The sequence below is a fragment of the Allobosea sp. 10L417 genome (genome assembly GCF_056395485.1).
The window spans coordinates 198,631-217,544 of record NZ_JBFTJP010000004.1 but is presented as its reverse complement, the minus strand read 5'-3'; the positions used below and the strand labels follow the sequence as shown (position 1 = coordinate 217,544).

Here is an 18,914-nt window from a genome sequence, read left to right as displayed (position 1 = left end):
GGGAAGCAAGGAGAGCGCTCAGGCGCTCTCCGGCTTTCCGAGCGGAGCGCCGACGCCGGTGCGCTCGGTGAGCAGGCCGTAATGCTCGACGCGGCGATGCCTAGAGAAGTCGAAGATCGTCGCCTTGCCGAAACGGGTGTCGTCGAGGTCGCAAGGGTGGATAAGCACGCCGTCCTCCTCATGGTCGATTTCGCCAACGATCTTGCCGTCCGGCGCCGCGATCAGCGTGCCGCCGAAGAGACGGTGGCCATCCTCGTTGCCGGCCTTGGCGACGGCCACGACCCAGGTCGAATTCTGATAGGCGCCGGCCTGAACCGAGAGGCGGTGATGGAACAGGCGGTCTGCCGTCGTTTCATGGGGCGATTGCGAGTTGGCGGAGGGGGTGTTGTAGCCGAGAACGACCATCTCCACGCCCTGCAGACCCATGACGCGATAGGTCTCCGGCCAGCGCCGGTCGTTGCAGATCGCCATGCCCATGAGCCCGCCCTCGAACTCCCAGACCGGGAAGCCGAGATCGCCGGGCTCGAAATAGCGCTTCTCGAGATGCTGGTGTGCCCGCTCCGTGTCGAACTCGGCATGGCCGGGAAGATGGATCTTCCGGTATTTGCCCACGATCCGGCCAGCGCGGTCGACGAGGATCGAGCTGTTGAAATGGCGCCCGTCGGGGGTGAGCTCGGCATAACCGAAGCTCATGGCCATGCCGAGCGCTTTCGCCTTGTCGAAGAGCGGCTGCGTCTCCGGGCCGGGCATGCTGCGCTCGAACCAGTGGTCGGCCTCGGCGCGATCCTCATGATACCAGCGCGGGAAGAAGGTGGTCAGCGCCAGCTCGGGGTAGACGATGAAGGTCGCGCCCTGGGCCCTTGCCGTCTCCATGAGCGCGATCATGCGGTCGACGACCTGCTTGCGGCTCTCGGCCCGCTGGATCGGGCCCAGCTGGGCGGCGGCGACTGTGACGATGCGTGACACGGTTCTTCCTGATCAGATGGTGCTTCGGGGCCGCCCGATCACGACCTCTTTCGAGATCAGCGTGCTGCGTCCGAGCATGCTTTCCACGAGCCCGCCCCTTCGGGGTTGCTGGGCCGTGTCAAAGCCTTAGATCGTTGGCTTCCATTCTTCATATGCTTTGTTCGCGATCAGCCATAATCGCGCGTTATGCTCCACGCCACGGTCCAGCAGCGCGAGAAGGCGGAGCTCGGTATCTTGGCGCGATGCCGGCTCGCCCTGGGCGCCGATCGGCCGTGAAGGTGCTGGCGCGGAGGCCGCGCCAGCAGCTCGCAGGCTGTGTCGTGTTGCGGCGGTAAGGCCTACAGCAGCTCTTCGCCGCGTCTCTCGGGGATGAGGAGCCACATGGCGAGGATATCGAGGACGTAGAGGGTCGCGAGCAGCGCGATGGCGGTCTGGAAGCCATAGGCTGCCGCGATCGCGCCCACGATGACGGGGCCGAAGCCGCCGACGCCGCGACCGATGTTGAACAGCACGTTCTGGGCGGTGGCGCGGGCCGCCGTCGGGAAGAGCTCGCTCATCAGCGCGCCGTAGCCGCCGAGCATGCCGTTAACGAAGAAGCCCATCACCGCACCGGCGACGAGGAGCTGCATCGGGTCGGTCAGCCGGGAATAGACGATGACCATCACCGCAGCGCCCAGCATGTAGCCGAAGAAGGCCGGGCGCCGGCCGACCCGGTCGGCGATATGGCCGAAGGCGAAGATGCCGAGCGCCATGCCGGCGATGGTCACCGCCGTCCACAGCGCCGATTGGGTGAGGGCGAAGCCGAACCGCGTCGCGAGATAGTTCGGCAGCCAGATCATCACGCCGTAATAGCCGAAGTTCTGGACCGAGCAGAGGATCACCATGCCGATGCTGAGCTTGGTGGTCTCCCAGTCCTTGACCAGCAGGCGCAGCGCGGATTCCTTCGGACGGTCCTTCGAGCGGGCGACGAAGACGTCGGGCTCGTGCAGCGAATGCCGGATGAAATAGGCCGCGATCGCCGGCAGGACGCCGATGGCGAACATGCCGCGCCAGCCGATGGTGGGCAGCAGCAGCGGGGTGACGAGGGCGGCCGCGAGGACGCCGACCTGCCAGCCGAGGCCGACATAGGAGGAGGCGCGCGCCCGCTTCGAGGCCGGCCAGGCTTCGGCGACGAGCGCCATGCCGATGCCGAATTCGCCGCCGAGCCCGAGGCCGGCGATGGTGCGGTAGATCAACAGATCCCAATAGCCCTGGGCGAAGGCGCACAAGCCGGTGAAGACGGCGAAGAGGACGATGGTCCAGGTCAGGACACGGACGCGGCCGATCCGGTCCGAGAGCATGCCGAAACCGATGCCGCCAAGGACGGCGCCGACGAGCGTCGCCGTCACCAGAGAGGCGGCCTGGGCTTGGCTCAATTGCAGGTCGGCCGAGATCGCCCTGAGCATGAAGCCGAGGATCAAGAGGTCGAAGCCATCCATCGCATAGCCAATGGCGGCGCCCCACAACGCCTTGCGCGCCTTGTCGTCCACCGTCGTCGGTGCCGACAGCGCGGCGGCCGATGCTGTCCGATCGCTCATGGTTCAAGGCCCCTCGTTTTCGCCCGGCCGAAAGGATGCTGAGCTGCAAGCCAGATCGAGGCGCGCTCACATGCGTGATGTCGGCTCGACATGTCACGCTGCCCGAGCCGGCGCAATAATTCGCCCCGAATCAGCCTGTGGATGTGCCGGGAAACATTCGCGTGTGTGGCTTTATCGACAGCGCGGCGCTGGCCCTGGCGCCATGGTGGAAATCGCGGGGCGGGGATTGACCTGCCGGGCGGGGGCGATCAGAAGGGGCCGTTTGCCAATTCGACCAGCCCCTGCGCCCTTGCCGTCCCCGGCGAGCGGCGTCGCTCAGCCCAAGGAAACCGCGCCATGCCCAATCTGTTCACCCCCACCGACCGGGCCGTGATCGCGCGCGAAGCGGCCAAGATGCTGCTCGAGATCAAGGCTGTGCACTTCTACAGCGACAAGCCCTTCTTCTTCACTTCCGGCTGGGCGAGCCCGGTCTATATCGACTGCCGCAAGATCATCTCCTACCCCCGTCTGCGCTCGACGCTGATCGATTTCGCCGCCACCACGATCGTGCGCGACATCGGCTACGAGTCGCTCGACACCATCGCCGGGGGCGAAACCGCGGGCATCCCCTTCGCTGCCTGGATCTCCGACCGCCTGGCGCTGCCGATGCAGTATGTCCGCAAGAAGCCGAAGGGCTTCGGCCGCAATGCCCAGATCGAGGGCTCGGTCGTCGAGGGCGCGCGCACGCTGCTGGTCGAGGATCTCGCTACGGACGGGCGCAGCAAGGTCAATTTCGCCGAAGCGCTGCGCAATGCGGGCGCCGATGTGCAGCATTGCTTCGTGCTGTTCTACTACGACATCTTCCCGAAGAGCCGCGAGCTGATGGCGGAGATCGGCGTGAACCTGCACTACCTCACCACCTGGTGGGATGTGCTGGCCGTCGCGAAGGACAGCGGCCATTTCGAGCCGAAGATCCTTGCCGAGGTCGAGAGCTTCCTCAACGACCCGGCGAGCTGGTCGTCCAAGCATGGCGGGATCTCCGCCTTCGGCGAAGAAAAGAAGCCGGCCTGAGCCGATGCTTCAGGACCCGCAGCTGCGTCTGGATGTCGAGAACGGACAGCTGCAGGACGGGGGCGGCCGGGTGTTCGATCCGGCGGCGCGGCGGTGGTGCGAAGCCCCGCTGGCTGCACTGGGCGAGCCGGTGTCGGCCGCCAGTGCCTTGCGCTGGCTTCAGCGTGAGAGCGGGATGGCTCTGCGCACGCCCGTCGCCGTGATCGGGACGCGCACGCCGACCGCTTCTCAGGCGGTTGCCGCCGAAACCTTGGGTCGGCTTCTCGCCGAGCACGGCGTCACCGTGCTGTGCGGCGGCCGCTCAGGTGTGATGGAGGAGGTCTGCCGTGGCGTCGCGCAGGCCGGCGGCCTCTCGATTGGCCTTTTGCCCGATGACGAGCCGGAGGCGGCCAATCCCTACGTCACGGTCCCGCTTGCCACCGGCATCGGCGTGGCCCGCAATGCGCTGATCGCCCGGGCGGCGTGTTGTCTGGTTGCGATCGGGGGCGGTTACGGAACGCTATCGGAGATCGCCTTCGCCCTGCAGTTCAAGCGGCCGGTCTTCCTGCTGGAAGGCGCGCCGACCGTCGACGGGGCGCTCGCCTGCTCCGATGCAGAGGCGACGCTAGACGCTGTCGCGCGGGTGATCCTGGCAGTCTGAACGCCGTCCGTTCACGGCCTGTCGGGCCGGCCCGCTGCGGCGCCGCTGCGGGCTTCGAGCGCCTTGGCGACGCGGCGCATCGCCTCGCCGGCGGCATCGCACTCCTCGTCGCTGAGTACGGTCATCATCGCCTCGATCTCGGCGACGTGGATCGCCATCGCCTTGCGGGTCAGCGCTTCGCCTTCGGGTGTCAGCCAAAGTCGGCGCAGGCGCTTGTCGGCGTCGTCATTGCGCCGCTCGATCAACCCGCGCCGCTCCAGTACCGGCAGCAGCATGCTCATCGCGCTGCGCCCGACGAGAAGCTTCTCGGCCAGCGCCTGCTGCGAGAGGCCGGGCGCGTGGAAGATGTTGGCGAGCACGTCGTAATGCGCGAGCTGGATGTCGAGCGGCGCAAGCGCCTCGGTGAAAACCTTCTCCCACAAGCTGTGAGCACGGGCGACGGAGACCCAGTTGCGGAAGCGCGGGAGATCCCAGGGCAGGATCTGCGACTCCGGCAAATCAGAAAGCGCTTGCTTTTTGTTCATGGCTGAACATATTCGTTCAGCGCTGAACAAGACAGGGTCCGTGCCATGACCGCTTCCGCCCTCCGTTACATGCGCCCGCTGGTCCGGGCCGCGAGCTTCGTGGCTCCTTCCGCGACCGGCCGGCTGGCTTTCCGCTTGTTCTGTACCCCGGCGAAGCCGTCGAAGCGAAACAGAAAATCGGGCGAACAAGCCACCGCGACGAGGCTCGGGCAAGCGAGCCGACGCGCGATTCCGTTCCCCTGCGGGAGCGTTCAGGCCTATGTCTTCGAGCCCGAGGCGGTCGTGCCGGCGGGCACGGTGCTGCTGGTCCATGGCTGGACGGGAGAGGCGGCCTCGATGACCGCTTTCGTCGAACCGCTGCTGGCGGCGGGCTTCCGGGTCGTCGCCTTCGACCTGCCCGGCCATGGCGCCTCGACCGGGCGCGAGCTCAACATCCCGCTCGGTGTCGCGAGCCTTGCGGCCGTGGCACGGGTGTTCGGGCCGCTGCATGCAATCGTGACGCATTCCTTCGGCGGGGCGATCGCGCTTGCGGCATTGGCAGGCTCCGTGAGGGGGCAGCCCGCGGTCAGCACCGGGCGGCTCGTGCTGATCGCCGCGCCGTCCTCGATCACCGAGATCACCCGGCAATTCGGCGCCGCGATCGGTCTCGGCAAGCGCGGGCAGGCGGCGCTGGAGCGGCGCATCCATGTCGTCGCCGGCAATCCGGTCGAGGTTTTCGAGGGGGCGCTGCAACTGGAGGCGATCGGGCTGCCGACCCTGGTGATCCACGACCGGCAGGATCGCGAACTCGGCTTCCTTCATGCTGAGGCATTGGAGCGGGCCGGCCCGTTCGTCAGGCTGGAAGCGACGGAAGGCCTCGGCCATCGCCGCATCCTGAAGGCGCGGCCGGTGGCCGAGAGCGTGGCGCGCTTCGTGGTCGGCGAGGGCTAGCTCAGAGCCAACCCATCAGTTCGCGCTGGACGACCTCGGCGATGACGTCGACACCCTCGCGGGAGTCGTTGAGGCAGGGGAGATAGGCGAATTTCTCGCCACCATTGTGCAGGAAGATCTCGCGGTTCTCGCCGTCGAGTTCTTCGAGCGTCTCCAGGCAGTCGGCCGAGAAACCGGGCGCGACGATCGCCATCGATTTCTTCCCGGCCTGGGCCAGCGCCTTCACCGTCTCGTCGGTATAGGGCTGCAGCCATTCGTCCGGGCCGAAGCGCGACTGGAAGGTCAGCGGGAATTGTTCCTCGGAGAGACCTAGCTCGGCGCGCAGCAGACGCCAGGTCTTGACGCACTGGCAGTAGTAGGGGTCGCCCTTCAGCAGGTATTCCTTCGGCATGCCGTGGAAGGAGCAGAGGATGACCTCCGGCTCGAAATCGAGCTTGGCGAGCGAGGCGCGCATCGAGCGGGCGAGCGCGCCGATATAGACGGGGTCGTCATGGTAGGGCGGCGAGACGCGCACCGAGGGCTGCCAGCGCATCTGCATCAGCGCGCGAAAAGCCTGGTCGCAGGCCGTGGCCGAGGTCGGCGCGGCGTATTGCGGATAGAGCGGCACCAGCAGGATGCGGTCGCAGCCCTGGTCGAGCAGAGCCTTCAGCCGGCTCTTCACGTCGGGAAAGCCGTAGCGCATCGCCCAGTCGAAGACGACGCGGTCGCCGGCCAGCGGCTTCAGGCGCTCAGCGAGCTGCTCGGTCTGCGAGCGGGTGATGGTCTTGAGCGGGCCTTCGTTGCGCTCGTTGTTCCAGATCGAGGCGTAATCCTTGCCCTTGCGGCCCGGGCGCGTCGACAGGATGATCAGGTTGAGGATCGGCCACCATTTCCAGCGCGGCTCCTCGATGACACGCCGGTCCGACAGAAACTCCTTGAGATAGGCGCGCATCGGCCAGTAGCCGGTGCCTTCGGGCGTGCCGAGATTCATCAGCAGCACGCCGATGYGGCCGTAGCGCACCTTGGGATGGTCGGGCGGCAGGGAAGCGGCCTCGCGGCCGGGCGCCGCGGCAATGTCAGCAGTCATGAGCGCATGCTCTCCTTAGCCTCGTGATTTAGACGAGTTCGCGCTTTCGTCCAGCCTGGATGCCTGTCGAAGAGCAAGGTGCGACACTACCGACAACCGCTGTTCGGGCCGGTCTGCCCTCTGGTCACTGCGGCTGAACTCTTGCTAGTCTGGAGCCGTTCTTAAGACCTGAGGGGCGCCCGCCATGACAAAGCTCACCCGCCGCAAGGCTCTCGGCGTCCTGGCGGCGCCAGCGACGCTCGCCGCGACCGCGCCCGTGGCGATGGCGCAGCAACCGGCGCCGAGCTTCACGCTGCTGCTCGTCAACGACATCTACAAGATGAGCGACGACAAGGGGCGCGGCGGCTTCGCGCGCGCCTCCGGCATCGCCAAGGCCGAGCGGGCCAAGGGCGTGCCGGTGCTTTTCTGCCATGCCGGCGATTGCTACTCGCCCTCGCTGATGTCGGGCTTCGACCAGGGCGCGCATATCGTCGCGATGCAGAACAAGATGGGCATCGACGTCTTCGTGCCCGGCAACCATGAATTCGACTTCGGCAAGGAGAACTATCTCAAGCTGACGGCGGCCCAGACCTATCCGACCTTCGCCGCCAATCTGCGCGATGCCGGCGGCAATGTGCTGCCGCACCACAAGGATTCGCAGATCTTCGAGCTCGGCGGCATCAAGGTCGGCGTGATCGGCACGACCTTCGATCCGACGCCGCAGCTCTCCAACCCCGGCGACCTGAAATTTTCCTCGACGATGGAGGCGCTGCGCCGCGAGGCCAAAGCGCTGAAGGGGCAAGGCGCCGATATCCTCGTCGCCGTCGTCCATGCCGACCGGGCGATGGATTACGAGATCGTTCGCTCGCGCGTCGTCGACATCGTGCTGACCGGCCACGACCACGACCTCGCGATCGCCTATGACGGCAAGGTGGTGATGGTCGAGTCGAATGAGGAGGGCAATTACGTCACTGCCATTGACATCGCCGTCAGCGTCAAGGGCGAAGGCGCGGCGCGGCAGGTGTCGTGGACGCCGACCTTCCGCGTCAACGATTCCCGCTCGGCGACGCCTGATCCTGACGTCGCCGCCATCGTGAAGGGCTATGAGGGCGAGCTGTCGAAGGAGCTCGACGTCGACATCGCCACGCTGGCCGTCCCGCTGGATTCCCGCACCGGCGTCATCCGCACGCAGGAGACCGCGATCGGCAACCTGATCGCCGACGCGATCCGCGCCGCGACCGGCGCCCAGCTCGCCATCACCAACGCCGGCGGCATCCGGGCCAATAAGCAATATGCCGCCGGGCAGAAGCTGACCCGCCGCGACGTGCTGAGCGAACTGCCCTTCGGCAATGCCACGGTGATGGTCGAGATCACCGGCAGGGACGTAAAGGATGCGATCGAGAACGGCTTGCGCGACGCCCCGCAGGGTGCCGGACGCTTCCCCGTGGTGTCCGGCCTCACATTCGAGGCCGACCTGAAGCAGCCGCAGGGCTCGCGCGTCACCACGGTCACGGTCGACGGCAAGCCGATCGATCCCGCGGCCAAATATACGGTCGCTTCGAACAACTTCATGCTGGAGGGCGGCGACGGCTACACGGCGCTCGGTCGCGGCCGGACGCTGCTCGGTCTCACCGACGGCAAGCTGATGGCCAATGAGGTGATGGTCTATGTGCGCCGGCTCGGCACCGTCGATGCCAAGGTCGAGGGCCGGGCCGTCCTGAAGTGAGCTGCACCGAGGCGCTCGCGACCTTCCTGGCGAGCGGAGCGTCGAGGGGCTGGCGTGACCTGCCGGTCTTCGCTGGTGGCGGCGATGCGACGCGCGCCTGCGCGGCCGTCGATGCCGAACGGGCGACCGGGCATGTCGTCGCGCCGGCGCCCGAGCGGGTCTTCGCCGCGCTGGCGCTGACGCCGCTCGACGCGGTCCGCGCCGTCATTCTCGGGCAGGACCCCTATCCGACGCCGGGCCATGCCAACGGGCTCGCCTTCTCCTATGTCGGCCCGCCGCCGCTGCCGCGCTCGCTGGTCAATATCTACAAGGAGCGGGCCGAGGATCTGGGCGAGCCCGCGCCTGCGGATGGCGATCTGACGCGCTGGGCCAAGCAGGGCGTGCTGCTGCTCAACACGGCGCTGACGGTACGGGAAGGGGCCAGCAAGGCCGGCTCGCACCTTTCGCTCGGCTGGGCGAAGATCACGGATGCGGTGATCGCGGCCGTCTCGCGGGAGCGGCCCCATGCCGTCTTCCTGCTCTGGGGCGCGCCGGCGCAGTTGAAGCGGCCGTTGATCGATGAGAGCCGGCATCTCGTCATTGCCAGCGCTCACCCTTCGCCGCTGTCGGCGCGGCGCGGCTTCTTCGGCTCCAAGCCATTCAGCCGGACGAATGAGTGGCTGGAGGGGCAGGGAGAGAGGCCGATCGATTGGTAAGGGACTTCAGCGTCATGCTCGGGCTTGACCCGAGCATCTCAGGACGGAGGGGCGCCTTATCCTGTAAGAGATTCTCGGGTCGAAGCTTTGCTTCGCCCGAGAATGACGGGGGAGTTCACCCCACCGGCCGTTCGTCAGCGATGACTTTGCCGTCATTGGGCAGCGCGCCGAGCGGCAGGATTTCGACTGCACCCTTCAGCTTCGTCACCTGCTGCAAGGTTGAAGAGACCGCGTCGACGAAACCGGCCGGCTCGGCGTAGATCTCGGCCTTGAGGGTCATGGTATCGGTTTCGTTGGCCCGGCCGACGACGAGCCTGAGCTTGGCGATCTCGGCATGACGCTTGGCGATTTCGGCGACCTGCTCCGGGCGCACGAACATGCCCTTGATCTTGGCGGTCTGGTCGGCGCGGCCCATCCAGCCCCTGATACGGGTGTTGCTGCGCCCGCAGGAACTGAGCCCCGGCAGGACGGCTGTGAGATCGCCGACGGCGAGCCTGATCAGCGGGTGATGCGGGTCGAGATTGGTGATGACGACCTCGCCGACCTCGCCCTCGGGGACGGGATCGCCCGTGCCGGGGCGGACGATCTCGACGATCAGGTTCTCGTTCAGCACCATGCCCTCGCGGGCCGATGTCTCATAGGCGATGACGCCGACATCGGCGGTGGCATAGAGCTGATAGGCGTCGATGCCCCGCGCTTTCACCAATGCCTGCAGCGAGGGCGGGAAGGCTGCACCGGAGACGACGGCGCGCTTGATCGAGGAGATGTCGACGCCGCGCGCATCCGCCGCCTCGATCAGGATCTTGAGGAAGTCCGGCGTACCCAGATAGGCGCTCGGCCGATAGGCGGAGATCACCTCCATCTGCTGCTCGGTATTGCCGGGTCCCGCCGGGATCACGGCGCAGCCGATGGCGCGAGCGGCCGAGTCCATGATGAAGCCGCCGGGCGTCAGGTGATAGCTCAGCGTATTCAGGACGATATCGCCCGGCCGGAAGCCGGCGGCGTGGAGGCCGCGCGCGGCGTTCCAGGCGTCGCGGTCGGTCCCCTCCGGCTCGAAGATGGGGCCGGGCGAGGTGAAGAGACGGCCGAAGGAGCCTGTCGGGGCCGGAACGAAGCCGCCGAAGGGCAGCGCCTGCTTCTGGAGCGCCGGCAAGTCGGCCTTGCGCAAAACCGGCAGGCGCACCAGTGCCGAGCGGCTCGTTACGGAGGCGGGGTCGATGCCGTGCAGCCGCTCGGCATAGGCGGGGGCTTCGATGGCGGCGGCGATCAGCTTCGGCAGCCGCGCGAAGAGATCGGCCTCGCGCTCCCCGGGCGAGCGGGTTTCGAGCGCGTCGTAATGCTCGGTCATGGCGATGTCTCGTTCATAAGGGAAAAGCCCTCATCCTGAGGAGCAAGCGAAGCGGCGTCTTGAAGGACGCTCCCGATGGTTCCGGAGCTTCCTGGAGCATCCTTCGAGACGCCGCTCCGCGGCTCCTCAGGATGAGGGCTTGCGGGATAAGCTTTCACGACAGCCAGCGCTTGCGGCGCTTGTAGCTCTTCACCTCGCGGAAGGACTTCTTGTTGCCCTCGGCGACGCCCAGGTAGAACTCCTTCACATCCTCATTCTCGCGCAGCATCCGGGCTTCACCGTCCATGACGACGCGGCCGGTCTCCATGATGTAGCCATAGGTGGCGTAGCGCAGCGCCATGTTGGTGTTCTGCTCGGCGACGAGGAAGGAAACTCCTTCATCGGCGTTGAGCCGGCGTACGATCTCGAAAATCTCCTCGACGATCTGGGGGGCGAGCCCCATCGAGGGCTCGTCGAGCAGGATCATCTTCGGGTTCGACATCATCGCCCGGCCGATGGCGCACATCTGCTGCTCACCGCCGGAGGTGTAGCCAGCCTGCGAGGTCCGGCGCTGCTTGAGGCGTGGGAACAGCGTGTAGATCTTCTCGAGGTCGCGCTTGATCGCGGCGTTGCCGTCGCGGCGGGTGAAGGCGCCGGTCAGCAGGTTCTCCTCGATCGAGAGATGGCCAAAGCAGTGCCGGCCTTCCATCACCTGGATACAGCCCCGTTTGACGAGCTCGTTGGGGGAGAGCTTGTCGACGCGCTCGCCGTCGAAGACGATCGAGCCCTTGGTGACCTCGCCGCGCTCGGCTTTCAGCAGGTTCGAGATCGCCTTCAGCGTCGTGGTTTTGCCGGCGCCGTTCGCGCCGAGGATCGCGACGATGCCGGCGCGCGGAACGGTGAGCGAGACGCCCTTCAGCACCAGCACGACATGGTCGTAGATGACCTCGATATTGTTGAGCGACAGGATCGTGTCGCTCGCGGTCGCTGCGGCTGGTTTCTCGAGGGTGGCGGTCGACATCGGCCTCTCCCGGCAATCGGCAAAAAGGGGTGCCGGCGGCGGGAGCCCGCCGCCGGCCGTCGTCAGATCAGGACGACTTTTCGCAGGACTCGGAGCGCTTCGGCCAGTTGCCGGCCTTCTCGACATAGTCCTTGGCGTTGGTCTCGATCAGCGGACGGACCTCGTCCTTCATCGGCTCGACCCAGTCGCCGCCCTTGACCCACTTGGTGCCGTCCCACTGCGAGACGAACATCTTGCTGTGGCCGGAGTGGTCGGTGCAGGAGATGGTGGTCGGCGTGACGAAGCCGCCGAGACCGATCTCCTTCAGGCGGGCGTCGGTGAGGTTCAGGGATTCGAGACCGCGGCGCATGTCCTGCGCGTCGATCACCTTCTTGCCGGTGAGCTTCTGCGCGTTGCGGATGCCCTCGACCACGAGCATCGCGTTGTAGACGCCGCGGTTGTAGAGGGCCTCGCCGACCTTCTCCTTCGGCGTCGTGCTCTTGCCCTTGTCGACCACGAGTTTGAGGATGTCCTGCATCGCGGGTGCTTCGGTGCCGCTCAGCGTCCAGCTCAGCGACTTGTAGCCCTTGGCCTGCTCGCCGCCGGCACGCGCGTCGTCGTCGCCGCCGGCCCACCAGACGCCGACCATCTTGTTCATCGGGAAGTTGTTCTTGGCCGCTTCCTTGACCGCGGTGGGGTTCATCGCGCCCCAGCCCTGGTTGTAGAGGAAGTCCGGCCGGTCACGGCGGATCGAGAGCCAGAGCGAGCCCTGGTTCTGCATGTCGGCTGCCGCCACCGGATAGAGCTTGACCTCGAAGCCGTATTTCTTGGCGAGGTTCTCGAGCACCGGAATCGGCTCCTTGCCGAAGGGCGCATCGAGATGGATCAGGCCGAGCTTCTTGCCCTTGAGCTTGTCGAGGCCGCCGAGCTCGGCCGCCATGTGCTTCACCATGACGGAGGCGCCGTCCCAATAGGTGAAGGGCGGAATGAAGACCCAGGGGAAGTTCGTGCCATCGGCCGAGGCGGACAGGCCATAGGCCATCGACAGGATCGGGATCTTGTCGACATGGGCGCGCGGGATCGCGGCCAGCGTCGCGCCGGTCGACCAGGGCGAATAGACGATGGTGTTCTTCGCTTTCGCCTGCTCGTAGCACTCGATCGACTTCTTGGTGTCGTAGCCGGTCTCGCACTCCTCGTAGATGACCTTGACGCCGTTCACGCCGCCGTCACGCTCGTTGATCATCGTGATGTAGTCGCGCATGCCGTCGCCGATCGGGATGCCCGATCCGGAGAACGGGCCGGTGCGATAGGCGTTGTTGGCGAAGTAGACGCTGTCCTGCGCCGCGGCCGGAACGATTGCCCCGGCAGCGGAGAGTAGGGCGCCCAGAGCCGCCCCCTTCATCAGAATGCTGGTCTTCATGGACTTCCTCCGTTCGTTTCCTCCCGACCAGACTGATGCCGGATCGGTCTTTAAGCGCCGGCGCTTCAGCGTCGCCGGTCGTTTCTTGGGTCCGTCCCCGAGCCTCAGTAGGGGAAAGGCCACGTCCGCAATTTCTGCTTGCCGATCTGCCAGAGCCGGGCGAGGCCGTGCGGCTCGACGATCAGGAAGATTATGATCAGCGCGCCGACGAGCATGAAGGTGACGTGCTCGGCTGCCGCACCGCCGATCGGGACGCCGAGCGCCGGCAGGCCGAACTTCAGCGCGGTCGGCAGGATCGACAAGAAGGCCGCGCCGAAGAAGGAGCCGATCAGCGAGCCAAGGCCGCCGATGATGACCATGAACAGGATGTTGAACGAGAGGCGGATCGAGAAGACGTCCGCCGCTTCGCCGCCGCCGTACCAGAGGAAGATCATCATCGCCCCGGCGACGCCGCAGAAATATGAGGAGACCGCGAAGGCCATCAGCTTGGCGTTGAGCAGCTTGATGCCCATGAGCTCGGCGGCGATGTCCATGTCGCGCACGGCCATCCAGGAGCGTCCCAGCTTGCCATGAACGATGTTCGAGGCGAACCAGGTCAGCACGACGACGAGGCCGAGGCAGACGAAATAGCGCGTCTCGGGCGTGGCGGCCGCGCCGGTGAGCGGCAGGCCGAAGAGGGTGCGCTGYGGCACCTCGATCGCACCCGAGGCATTGTAGTTGAACAGCCAGGGAACACGGACGAAAGCCCATTGCAGGAAGAACTGCGCGGCGAGCGTGGCCACGGCCAAATAGAAGCCCTTGATGCGCAACGAGGGCAGGCCGAAGAGCACGCCGATGCCGGCCGAGAACAGCCCTGACAGCAGGATCAGGACGATGATGTTCACGTTCGGGAAGAAGGTGGTCAGCTTGTAGCAGGCATAGGCGCCGACACCCATGAAGGCGGCGGTGCCGAGCGAGATCAGCCCGGTATAGCCGGTGAGGATGTTGAGCCCGATCGCCGCAAGGGAGAGGACGAGGAAGGGGATCATCACCGAGGCGATGAAGAAGTCGCTGCCGAGGAAGGGGATCGCGACGAGAGCGATCGCCAGGATGACGGCGATGCCGATCCGATCTTCCCGGAGCGGGAAGACGGCCATGTCGGCGGCGTAGCTGGATTTGTACTGGCCGGCCTCACGGTAGAACATGTTGTCCGGCTCCTCAGATGCGTTCGATGATCTTGTCGCCGAACAGGCCCTGCGGCCTGAACAGCAGGAAGCCCAGCGCGATGAAATAGGCGAGCCAGCTCTCGATGCCGCCGCCGACCAGCGGGCCCCAGTAGAACTCGCCGAGCTTCTCGCCGATGCCGATGATCAGGCCGCCGACGATGGCGCCGGGGATCGAGGTGAAGCCGCCGAGGATCAGCACCGGCAGGGCCTTCAGCGCGACGATCTCGAGCGCAAAGGAGACGTCCGAGCGCGCGCCCCACATGATGCCGGTGATCAGCGCGACGATGCCGGCGGTGAACCAGACGATCACCCAGATCTGGTTGAGCGAAATGCCGACCGAAAGCGCCGCCTTGTGGCTGTCGGCCACCGCCCGCAGGGCTCTTCCGATGCGGGTGTACTGGAAGAAGGCGGCGAGCAGCGCGATCATCAGCGAGGCGATGACCGCCGCGGCGATGTCGATCTTCTGCAGCGAGACCAGCCCGCCGAGAATCTGCAGGTCAATGGCGCCCTTGGGCAGGTAGAGCTGCTCGGCGATCATCTGCTTGGGATTGCCGCCGAAGAGTGCTTCGCCAAAGCCGATGAGGAAATAGGTGATGCCGAATGTCGCCATGAACAGGATGATGTCAGGCTGGTTGACCAGCGGACGCAGCACCACGCGCTCGATGGTGACGGCAAGCGCGAACATGACGCCGAGCGTGATGATGACGGCGAGGAAGGCCGGCACGCCCTTCTCGTAGAGGCCGACCAGCGTCAGCGCCGCGAACACCACCATGATGCCCTGGGCGAAGTTGAACACGCCCGAGGCCTTGAAGATCAGCACGAAGCCGAGTGCGATCAGGGCATAGAGCACGCCCGAGACGAGCCCCTCCCAGATCGTCTGCACCAGCAGGTCGGGCGCCTGGACCATCTGCTGGAACGGGTCGACGAAGATCGCGTAGAGCGTGTTGGTGGAATCGAGCCGGACACCGATAGCGAGCGCGGCGACGATGGCGGCGAGGATGAGCCCGAACTTGACCAGCGGGCTGGCGAGCAGGTTCGGCGCCGCGCGGGTGGCGATGTCGCTCATGGCCGAAACCTCTGATTGAAGGGCGCGGGGAACCCTTCTCCCGTCTGGGAGAAGGGCAGGGATGAGGGCCCGCCCTCGAAGTTGAAGGCCGTAGCGGTGCCGCTGCGCTTGCTGGATAGGCGGCAGGCCCTCACCCCTGCCCCTCTCCCATCCGGGAGAGGGGTTCCCCGCGCGTTTTCGTCGAAACGTTGCAGGATCACAGCCATCAGTGCGCCACTCCCAGATAGGCGTCGATGACCTTCTGGTTCGCCTTGACCTCGTCGGGCGTGCCGTCGGCGATCTTGCGGCCGTATTCGAGGACGACGACCCGGTCGGAAAGGTCCATGACCACGCCCATATCGTGCTCGATCAGGGCGATGGTCGTGCCGAACTGGTTGTTCACGTCGAGGATGAAGCGGCACATGTCCTCCTTCTCCTCGAGGTTCATGCCGGCCATCGGCTCGTCGAGCAGCAGCAACTCAGGCTCCATGGCGAGCGCACGGCCGAGCTCGACGCGCTTCTGCAGGCCGTAGGGCAGCTTGCCGACCGGCAATTTGCGGATGTGCTCGATCTGCAGGAAGTCGATGATGTCCTCGACGACACGGCGATGCGCGATCTCCTCCTGCATCGCCGGGCCGTGGCGCAGCGCCTGCCAGAAGAAGCCCTTCTTCATCTTGAGGGTGCGGCCGGTCATGATGTTGTCGAGCGTCGACATGCCCTTGAACAGCGCGACGTTCTGGAAGGTGCGGGCGATGCCGCCCGCGGCGGCGCGATGCGGGCGCATCTTGGCGCGGCGCTCGCCCTTGAAGACGATCTGGCCCTCCTGCGGCTGGTAGAAGCCGTTGATGCAGTTGAGCATCGAGGTCTTGCCGGCGCCGTTGGGGCCGATGATGGCGCGGATCTCGCCCTTGCGGATGTCAAAGGAGACATCGGTGATCGCCTTCACGCCGCCGAAGCGCAGCGAGATGTTCTCGACCGAGAGCAGGACTTCGCCCTTGTCGCGGATGGGGGTGCCCGTCACGTTCATCGGCTCCGCGTTCATGCCGCCTTCGCCGCTGCCGGCGCCTCCTGCACGGCCACCGGATAGATCTTGGCGTCGCGCACCTTGACGCGGGCCGAGATCACGCCCTTGCGGCCGTCCTCGAAGGTCACTTCCGTGGAGATGTCGGCGGCGTCCGAGCCGTCGTAGAGCGCGGTGACCAGCGGCGCGTAGCGCTCGGCGATGAAGCCGCGCCGGACCTTCTGGGTGCGGGTCAATTCGCCGTCATCGGCGTCGAGCTCCTTGTGCAGAATGAGGAAGCGCTTGATCTGGGCGCCGCCCATCATCGGCTCGCTGGCGAGTGAGCGGTTCACCTCGTCGACGTGCTTGGAGATCATGTCGTAGACGAGGTCGTGGCCGGCGAGCTCCTGATAGGACGCATAGACCACGTTGTTGCGCTCGGCCCAGTTGCCGACGGCCGTGAGGTCGATGTTGAGCGCGACGGTGGCGTAGTCGCGGCCCTGCCCGAAGGCCACGACCTCCTTGATGTTCGGATAGAACTTCAGCTTGTTCTCGATGTATTTCGGCGGGAAGAGGTCGCCGCTGTTGAGCTTGCCGACGTCCTTGGCGCGGTCGATGATCTTCAGGTGTCCGCCCTCGTCGAAGAAGCCGGCATCGCCGGAGCGGACATAACCGTCGGCGGTCATCGTCTCGGCGGTCTTGTCGGGGTCCTTGTAGTAGCCGCCGAAGATAGAGGGCGAGCGGTAGAGCACCTCGCCATTGTCATCGATGCGGATCTCGACCAGCGGCGCGGGCTTGCCGACCGTATCGGCTTTGATCTCGCCATTGGGTTGCATGGTGATGTAGACGCCGGCCTCGGTCTGGCCGTAGAGCTGCTTCAGGTTGACGCCGATCGAGCGGTAGAACCGGAAGAGCTCGGGGCCGATCGCCTCGCCGGCGGTATAGCCGACCTTGATATTGGTCAGGCCGAAGCGGTTGCGCAGCGGGCCGTAGACCAGCATGTCGCCGAGCCGGTAGAGCAGGCGGCCCTTCAATGGCACGCTCTCCCCGTTCAGAATCTTCTCGCCATAGCGCTTCGCGACGTCGAGGAAGTAGTGGAACATCCGGCGCTTCAGCGCGCCGGCATCCTCCATGCGCACCATGGTGATGGTCAGCATGTTCTCGAAGACGCGCGGCGGGGCGAAGGCGTAGGTGGTGCCGACCTCGCGGCGGTCGTCGATGACGGTTTCCGGGCCTTCCGGGCAGTTGACGCAGAAGCCGGCCAGCATCGCCTGCGCATAGGAGAAGACGTGGTCGCCGACCCAGGCGATCGGCAGATAGGCGATGACCTCGTCGCTCTCGTTGAGCCCGTCGAAGCCGCAGCCGATCTCGGCGGCGACGATGACGTTGTAGTGGCTCAGCATCACGCCCTTGGGCCGCCCGGTGGTGCCGGAGGTGTAGAGGATGATGCCGAGGTCGGCGCCCTTGCCTTGCTCCATCTCGCGGGCGAGCGCGGCCTCGACTTGGGGATCCTGCAGCGCCTTGGCGCCGGCCGCGATCACCGTCTCGATGGCGTGGAGCTTGCTGTGGTCGTAGTCGCGCAAACCCCGCGGCTCGTCATAGAGCATGTGCCTGAGATGCGGCAGGCGATCGGCGATCGAGAGCAGCTTGTCGACCTGCTCCTGGTCCTGCACCACGGCGAAGACCGCCTCGGCATGGTCGAGGACATAGGCCATCTCCTCGGCGACGCCGTCGGCATAGACCGGCACCGGGATCGCGCCAATCCACTGCGCGGCGCACATCGACCAGTACAGCTTCGGCCTGTTGTAGCCGATGATCGCGACCTTCTCGCCGCGTTTCAGCCCGAGATCCTGCAGCCCCTTGGCGAAGTTGCGGACATGGGCAGCCACCTCCGCCCAGTTCCAGGACTGCCAGATGCCGAGGTCCTTGTGGCGGAAGGCGACGCGCGAGGCGCGCTCTTTCGCGTTGCGCAACAGCAATTTCGGAAAGGTATCCGCCTGGCCGGCGGTGCCGCTTGCCACGATTGCGTTCTCCCTGACGAGCCGCCATGCGTCGTGGCGACTTCCTGTGAGCCGGTTCCCGGTCTCGTTGTCATGCAAGAGTTGCAGCCGGGCACGATCTTCGCAAGGAGGCGCTTGACAGACAATTCGCCTTTTTGTGAATATTGTCCCGCCGAGGTTTGATCATTGGCGCACTGCGCCGGTTTTCGCTCGGATTTCCTTTTTGCCGCTATGGATTTTGGGCTGTTGCCGCACGGCGTGGCGACGTGATCCTGTGCCTGGGACGAAAGTCTTACGCAAAAAAACGGCCCGCAACTCGGGTGAGCTGCGGGCCGATCGAGATCGTGGCGAAGCGGTCAGTAGCGGTGATAGTGGTTCCGGCGGTAGCCGTGGGCCGGAGCATGCGGCGGTGGGCCGCCATAGCGCCGGCCGTAGTGGTGGCCGCGATCATAGCCGCGCCCGTGGCGGTAAGAGTCGCGCCTGTGCTGCCGCTCCATGTTCCGCTGGATTTCCCATTCGCGGTGTTCGCGGGTGTGGCGGGTATATTCGGCGGGCAGCCGGTTCAACGCCTCGGCCTGTGGAATGGCGTGCGGTGCGGCGCTGGCCGGCGTGGCCGCGATCGCAGCCAGAGCGAGGCCGGCGGCCATCAAAATTCTACGCATGGTCTCTCCTTCAGTCGATGTGCCTCATTGGACCTGGAACGGACCCAATGAAGCCTGAACGGGCAGGTCGGCTGCCGTTCAGAAAGGCCCTCGCCTTCCGGC

17 protein-coding genes are annotated in these 18,914 nt (G+C 66.0%); 5 read left to right on the top strand and 12 right to left on the bottom strand.

Features of this window, described 5'->3' with window-relative positions:
- Positions 1–18 precede the first annotated feature (18 nt).
- Positions 19–966 (bottom strand): N-carbamoyl-D-amino-acid hydrolase, encoded by a 948-nt coding sequence (locus AC1DE3_RS13370; protein WP_476796984.1) that lies wholly within the window; start codon positions 964–966, stop codon positions 19–21.
- A gap of 338 nt (positions 967–1,304) precedes the next feature.
- Entirely contained in the window at positions 1,305–2,543 is a 1,239-nt protein-coding gene (locus AC1DE3_RS13365; protein ID WP_476796983.1) for an MFS transporter, read from the bottom strand.
- Positions 2,544–2,879: 336 nt separating this feature from the next.
- Between AC1DE3_RS13365 and AC1DE3_RS13360 the strand changes: the two genes are divergently transcribed.
- Together AC1DE3_RS13360 and AC1DE3_RS13355 are read left to right on the top strand one after the other, a co-directional pair.
- Positions 2,880–3,593, top strand: a complete 714-nt coding sequence (locus tag AC1DE3_RS13360) for an orotate phosphoribosyltransferase (RefSeq protein ID WP_441511677.1) — start codon at positions 2,880–2,882, stop codon at positions 3,591–3,593.
- Positions 3,594–3,597: 4 nt separating this feature from the next.
- Entirely contained in the window at positions 3,598–4,233 is a 636-nt protein-coding gene (locus tag AC1DE3_RS13355) for a TIGR00725 family protein (protein WP_476796982.1), read from the top strand.
- A gap of 11 nt (positions 4,234–4,244) precedes the next feature.
- Here AC1DE3_RS13355 and AC1DE3_RS13350 read toward each other — a convergent pair whose 3' ends face one another.
- Positions 4,245–4,757, bottom strand: a complete 513-nt coding sequence (locus AC1DE3_RS13350) for a MarR family winged helix-turn-helix transcriptional regulator (protein ID WP_476796981.1) — start codon at positions 4,755–4,757, stop codon at positions 4,245–4,247.
- A 45-nt stretch (positions 4,758–4,802) separates the two neighbouring features.
- Here AC1DE3_RS13350 and AC1DE3_RS13345 point away from each other — a divergent pair, with 45 nt between their 5' ends.
- A complete protein-coding gene (locus AC1DE3_RS13345) occupies positions 4,803–5,687 on the top strand; it encodes an alpha/beta fold hydrolase (RefSeq protein WP_476796980.1) in 885 nt (294 codons plus the stop codon).
- Between the two features lies 1 nt (position 5,688).
- On the opposite strand, the gene hemH is transcribed toward AC1DE3_RS13345, so the two are convergent.
- Positions 5,689–6,753 (bottom strand): ferrochelatase, encoded by a 1,065-nt coding sequence (gene hemH, locus AC1DE3_RS13340; RefSeq protein WP_476852437.1) that lies wholly within the window; start codon positions 6,751–6,753, stop codon positions 5,689–5,691.
- A 184-nt stretch (positions 6,754–6,937) separates the two neighbouring features.
- Between hemH and AC1DE3_RS13335 the strand changes: the two genes are divergently transcribed.
- Both AC1DE3_RS13335 and ung read left to right on the top strand, forming a co-directional pair.
- Positions 6,938–8,458, top strand: a complete 1,521-nt coding sequence (locus AC1DE3_RS13335) for a bifunctional metallophosphatase/5'-nucleotidase (RefSeq protein WP_476796979.1) — start codon at positions 6,938–6,940, stop codon at positions 8,456–8,458.
- Positions 8,455–9,153, top strand: coding sequence for a uracil-DNA glycosylase (gene ung, locus AC1DE3_RS13330; RefSeq protein ID WP_476796978.1), 699 nt, complete (start codon positions 8,455–8,457; stop codon positions 9,151–9,153). Before AC1DE3_RS13335 ends, ung begins: the two co-directional genes overlap by 4 nt.
- 115 nt (positions 9,154–9,268) lie before the next feature.
- Here ung and AC1DE3_RS13325 read toward each other — a convergent pair whose 3' ends face one another.
- From AC1DE3_RS13325 to AC1DE3_RS13290, 8 genes are all read right to left on the bottom strand, one after another.
- Positions 9,269–10,501, bottom strand: coding sequence for a phenylacetate--CoA ligase family protein (locus AC1DE3_RS13325; RefSeq protein ID WP_476852436.1), 1,233 nt, complete (start codon positions 10,499–10,501; stop codon positions 9,269–9,271).
- 154 nt (positions 10,502–10,655) lie between these two features.
- On the bottom strand, positions 10,656–11,501 hold the full coding sequence (locus AC1DE3_RS13320; RefSeq protein ID WP_476796976.1) for an ABC transporter ATP-binding protein: 846 nt from the start codon (positions 11,499–11,501) through the stop codon (positions 10,656–10,658).
- A 67-nt stretch (positions 11,502–11,568) separates the two neighbouring features.
- Complete coding sequence (locus AC1DE3_RS13315; protein ID WP_476779523.1) at positions 11,569–12,900, bottom strand: ABC transporter substrate-binding protein; 1,332 nt, start codon at positions 12,898–12,900, stop codon at positions 11,569–11,571.
- 104 nt (positions 12,901–13,004) lie between these two features.
- On the bottom strand, positions 13,005–14,084 hold the full coding sequence (locus tag AC1DE3_RS13310; protein WP_476796975.1) for a branched-chain amino acid ABC transporter permease: 1,080 nt from the start codon (positions 14,082–14,084) through the stop codon (positions 13,005–13,007).
- A gap of 13 nt (positions 14,085–14,097) precedes the next feature.
- Positions 14,098–15,012 carry a branched-chain amino acid ABC transporter permease gene (locus AC1DE3_RS13305; protein WP_441511864.1) on the bottom strand — a complete coding sequence of 305 codons (915 nt, stop codon included), beginning with the start codon at positions 15,010–15,012 and terminating at the stop codon, positions 14,098–14,100.
- A 364-nt stretch (positions 15,013–15,376) separates the two neighbouring features.
- Positions 15,377–16,177, bottom strand: a complete 801-nt coding sequence (locus AC1DE3_RS13300; RefSeq protein ID WP_441511865.1) for an ABC transporter ATP-binding protein — start codon at positions 16,175–16,177, stop codon at positions 15,377–15,379.
- A gap of 11 nt (positions 16,178–16,188) precedes the next feature.
- Positions 16,189–18,174 (bottom strand): AMP-dependent synthetase/ligase, encoded by a 1,986-nt coding sequence (locus AC1DE3_RS13295; protein WP_441511866.1) that lies wholly within the window; start codon positions 18,172–18,174, stop codon positions 16,189–16,191.
- Between the two features lie 332 nt (positions 18,175–18,506).
- Entirely contained in the window at positions 18,507–18,812 is a 306-nt protein-coding gene (locus tag AC1DE3_RS13290; RefSeq protein ID WP_476796974.1) for a hypothetical protein, read from the bottom strand.
- Positions 18,813–18,914: the final 102 nt, after the last annotated feature.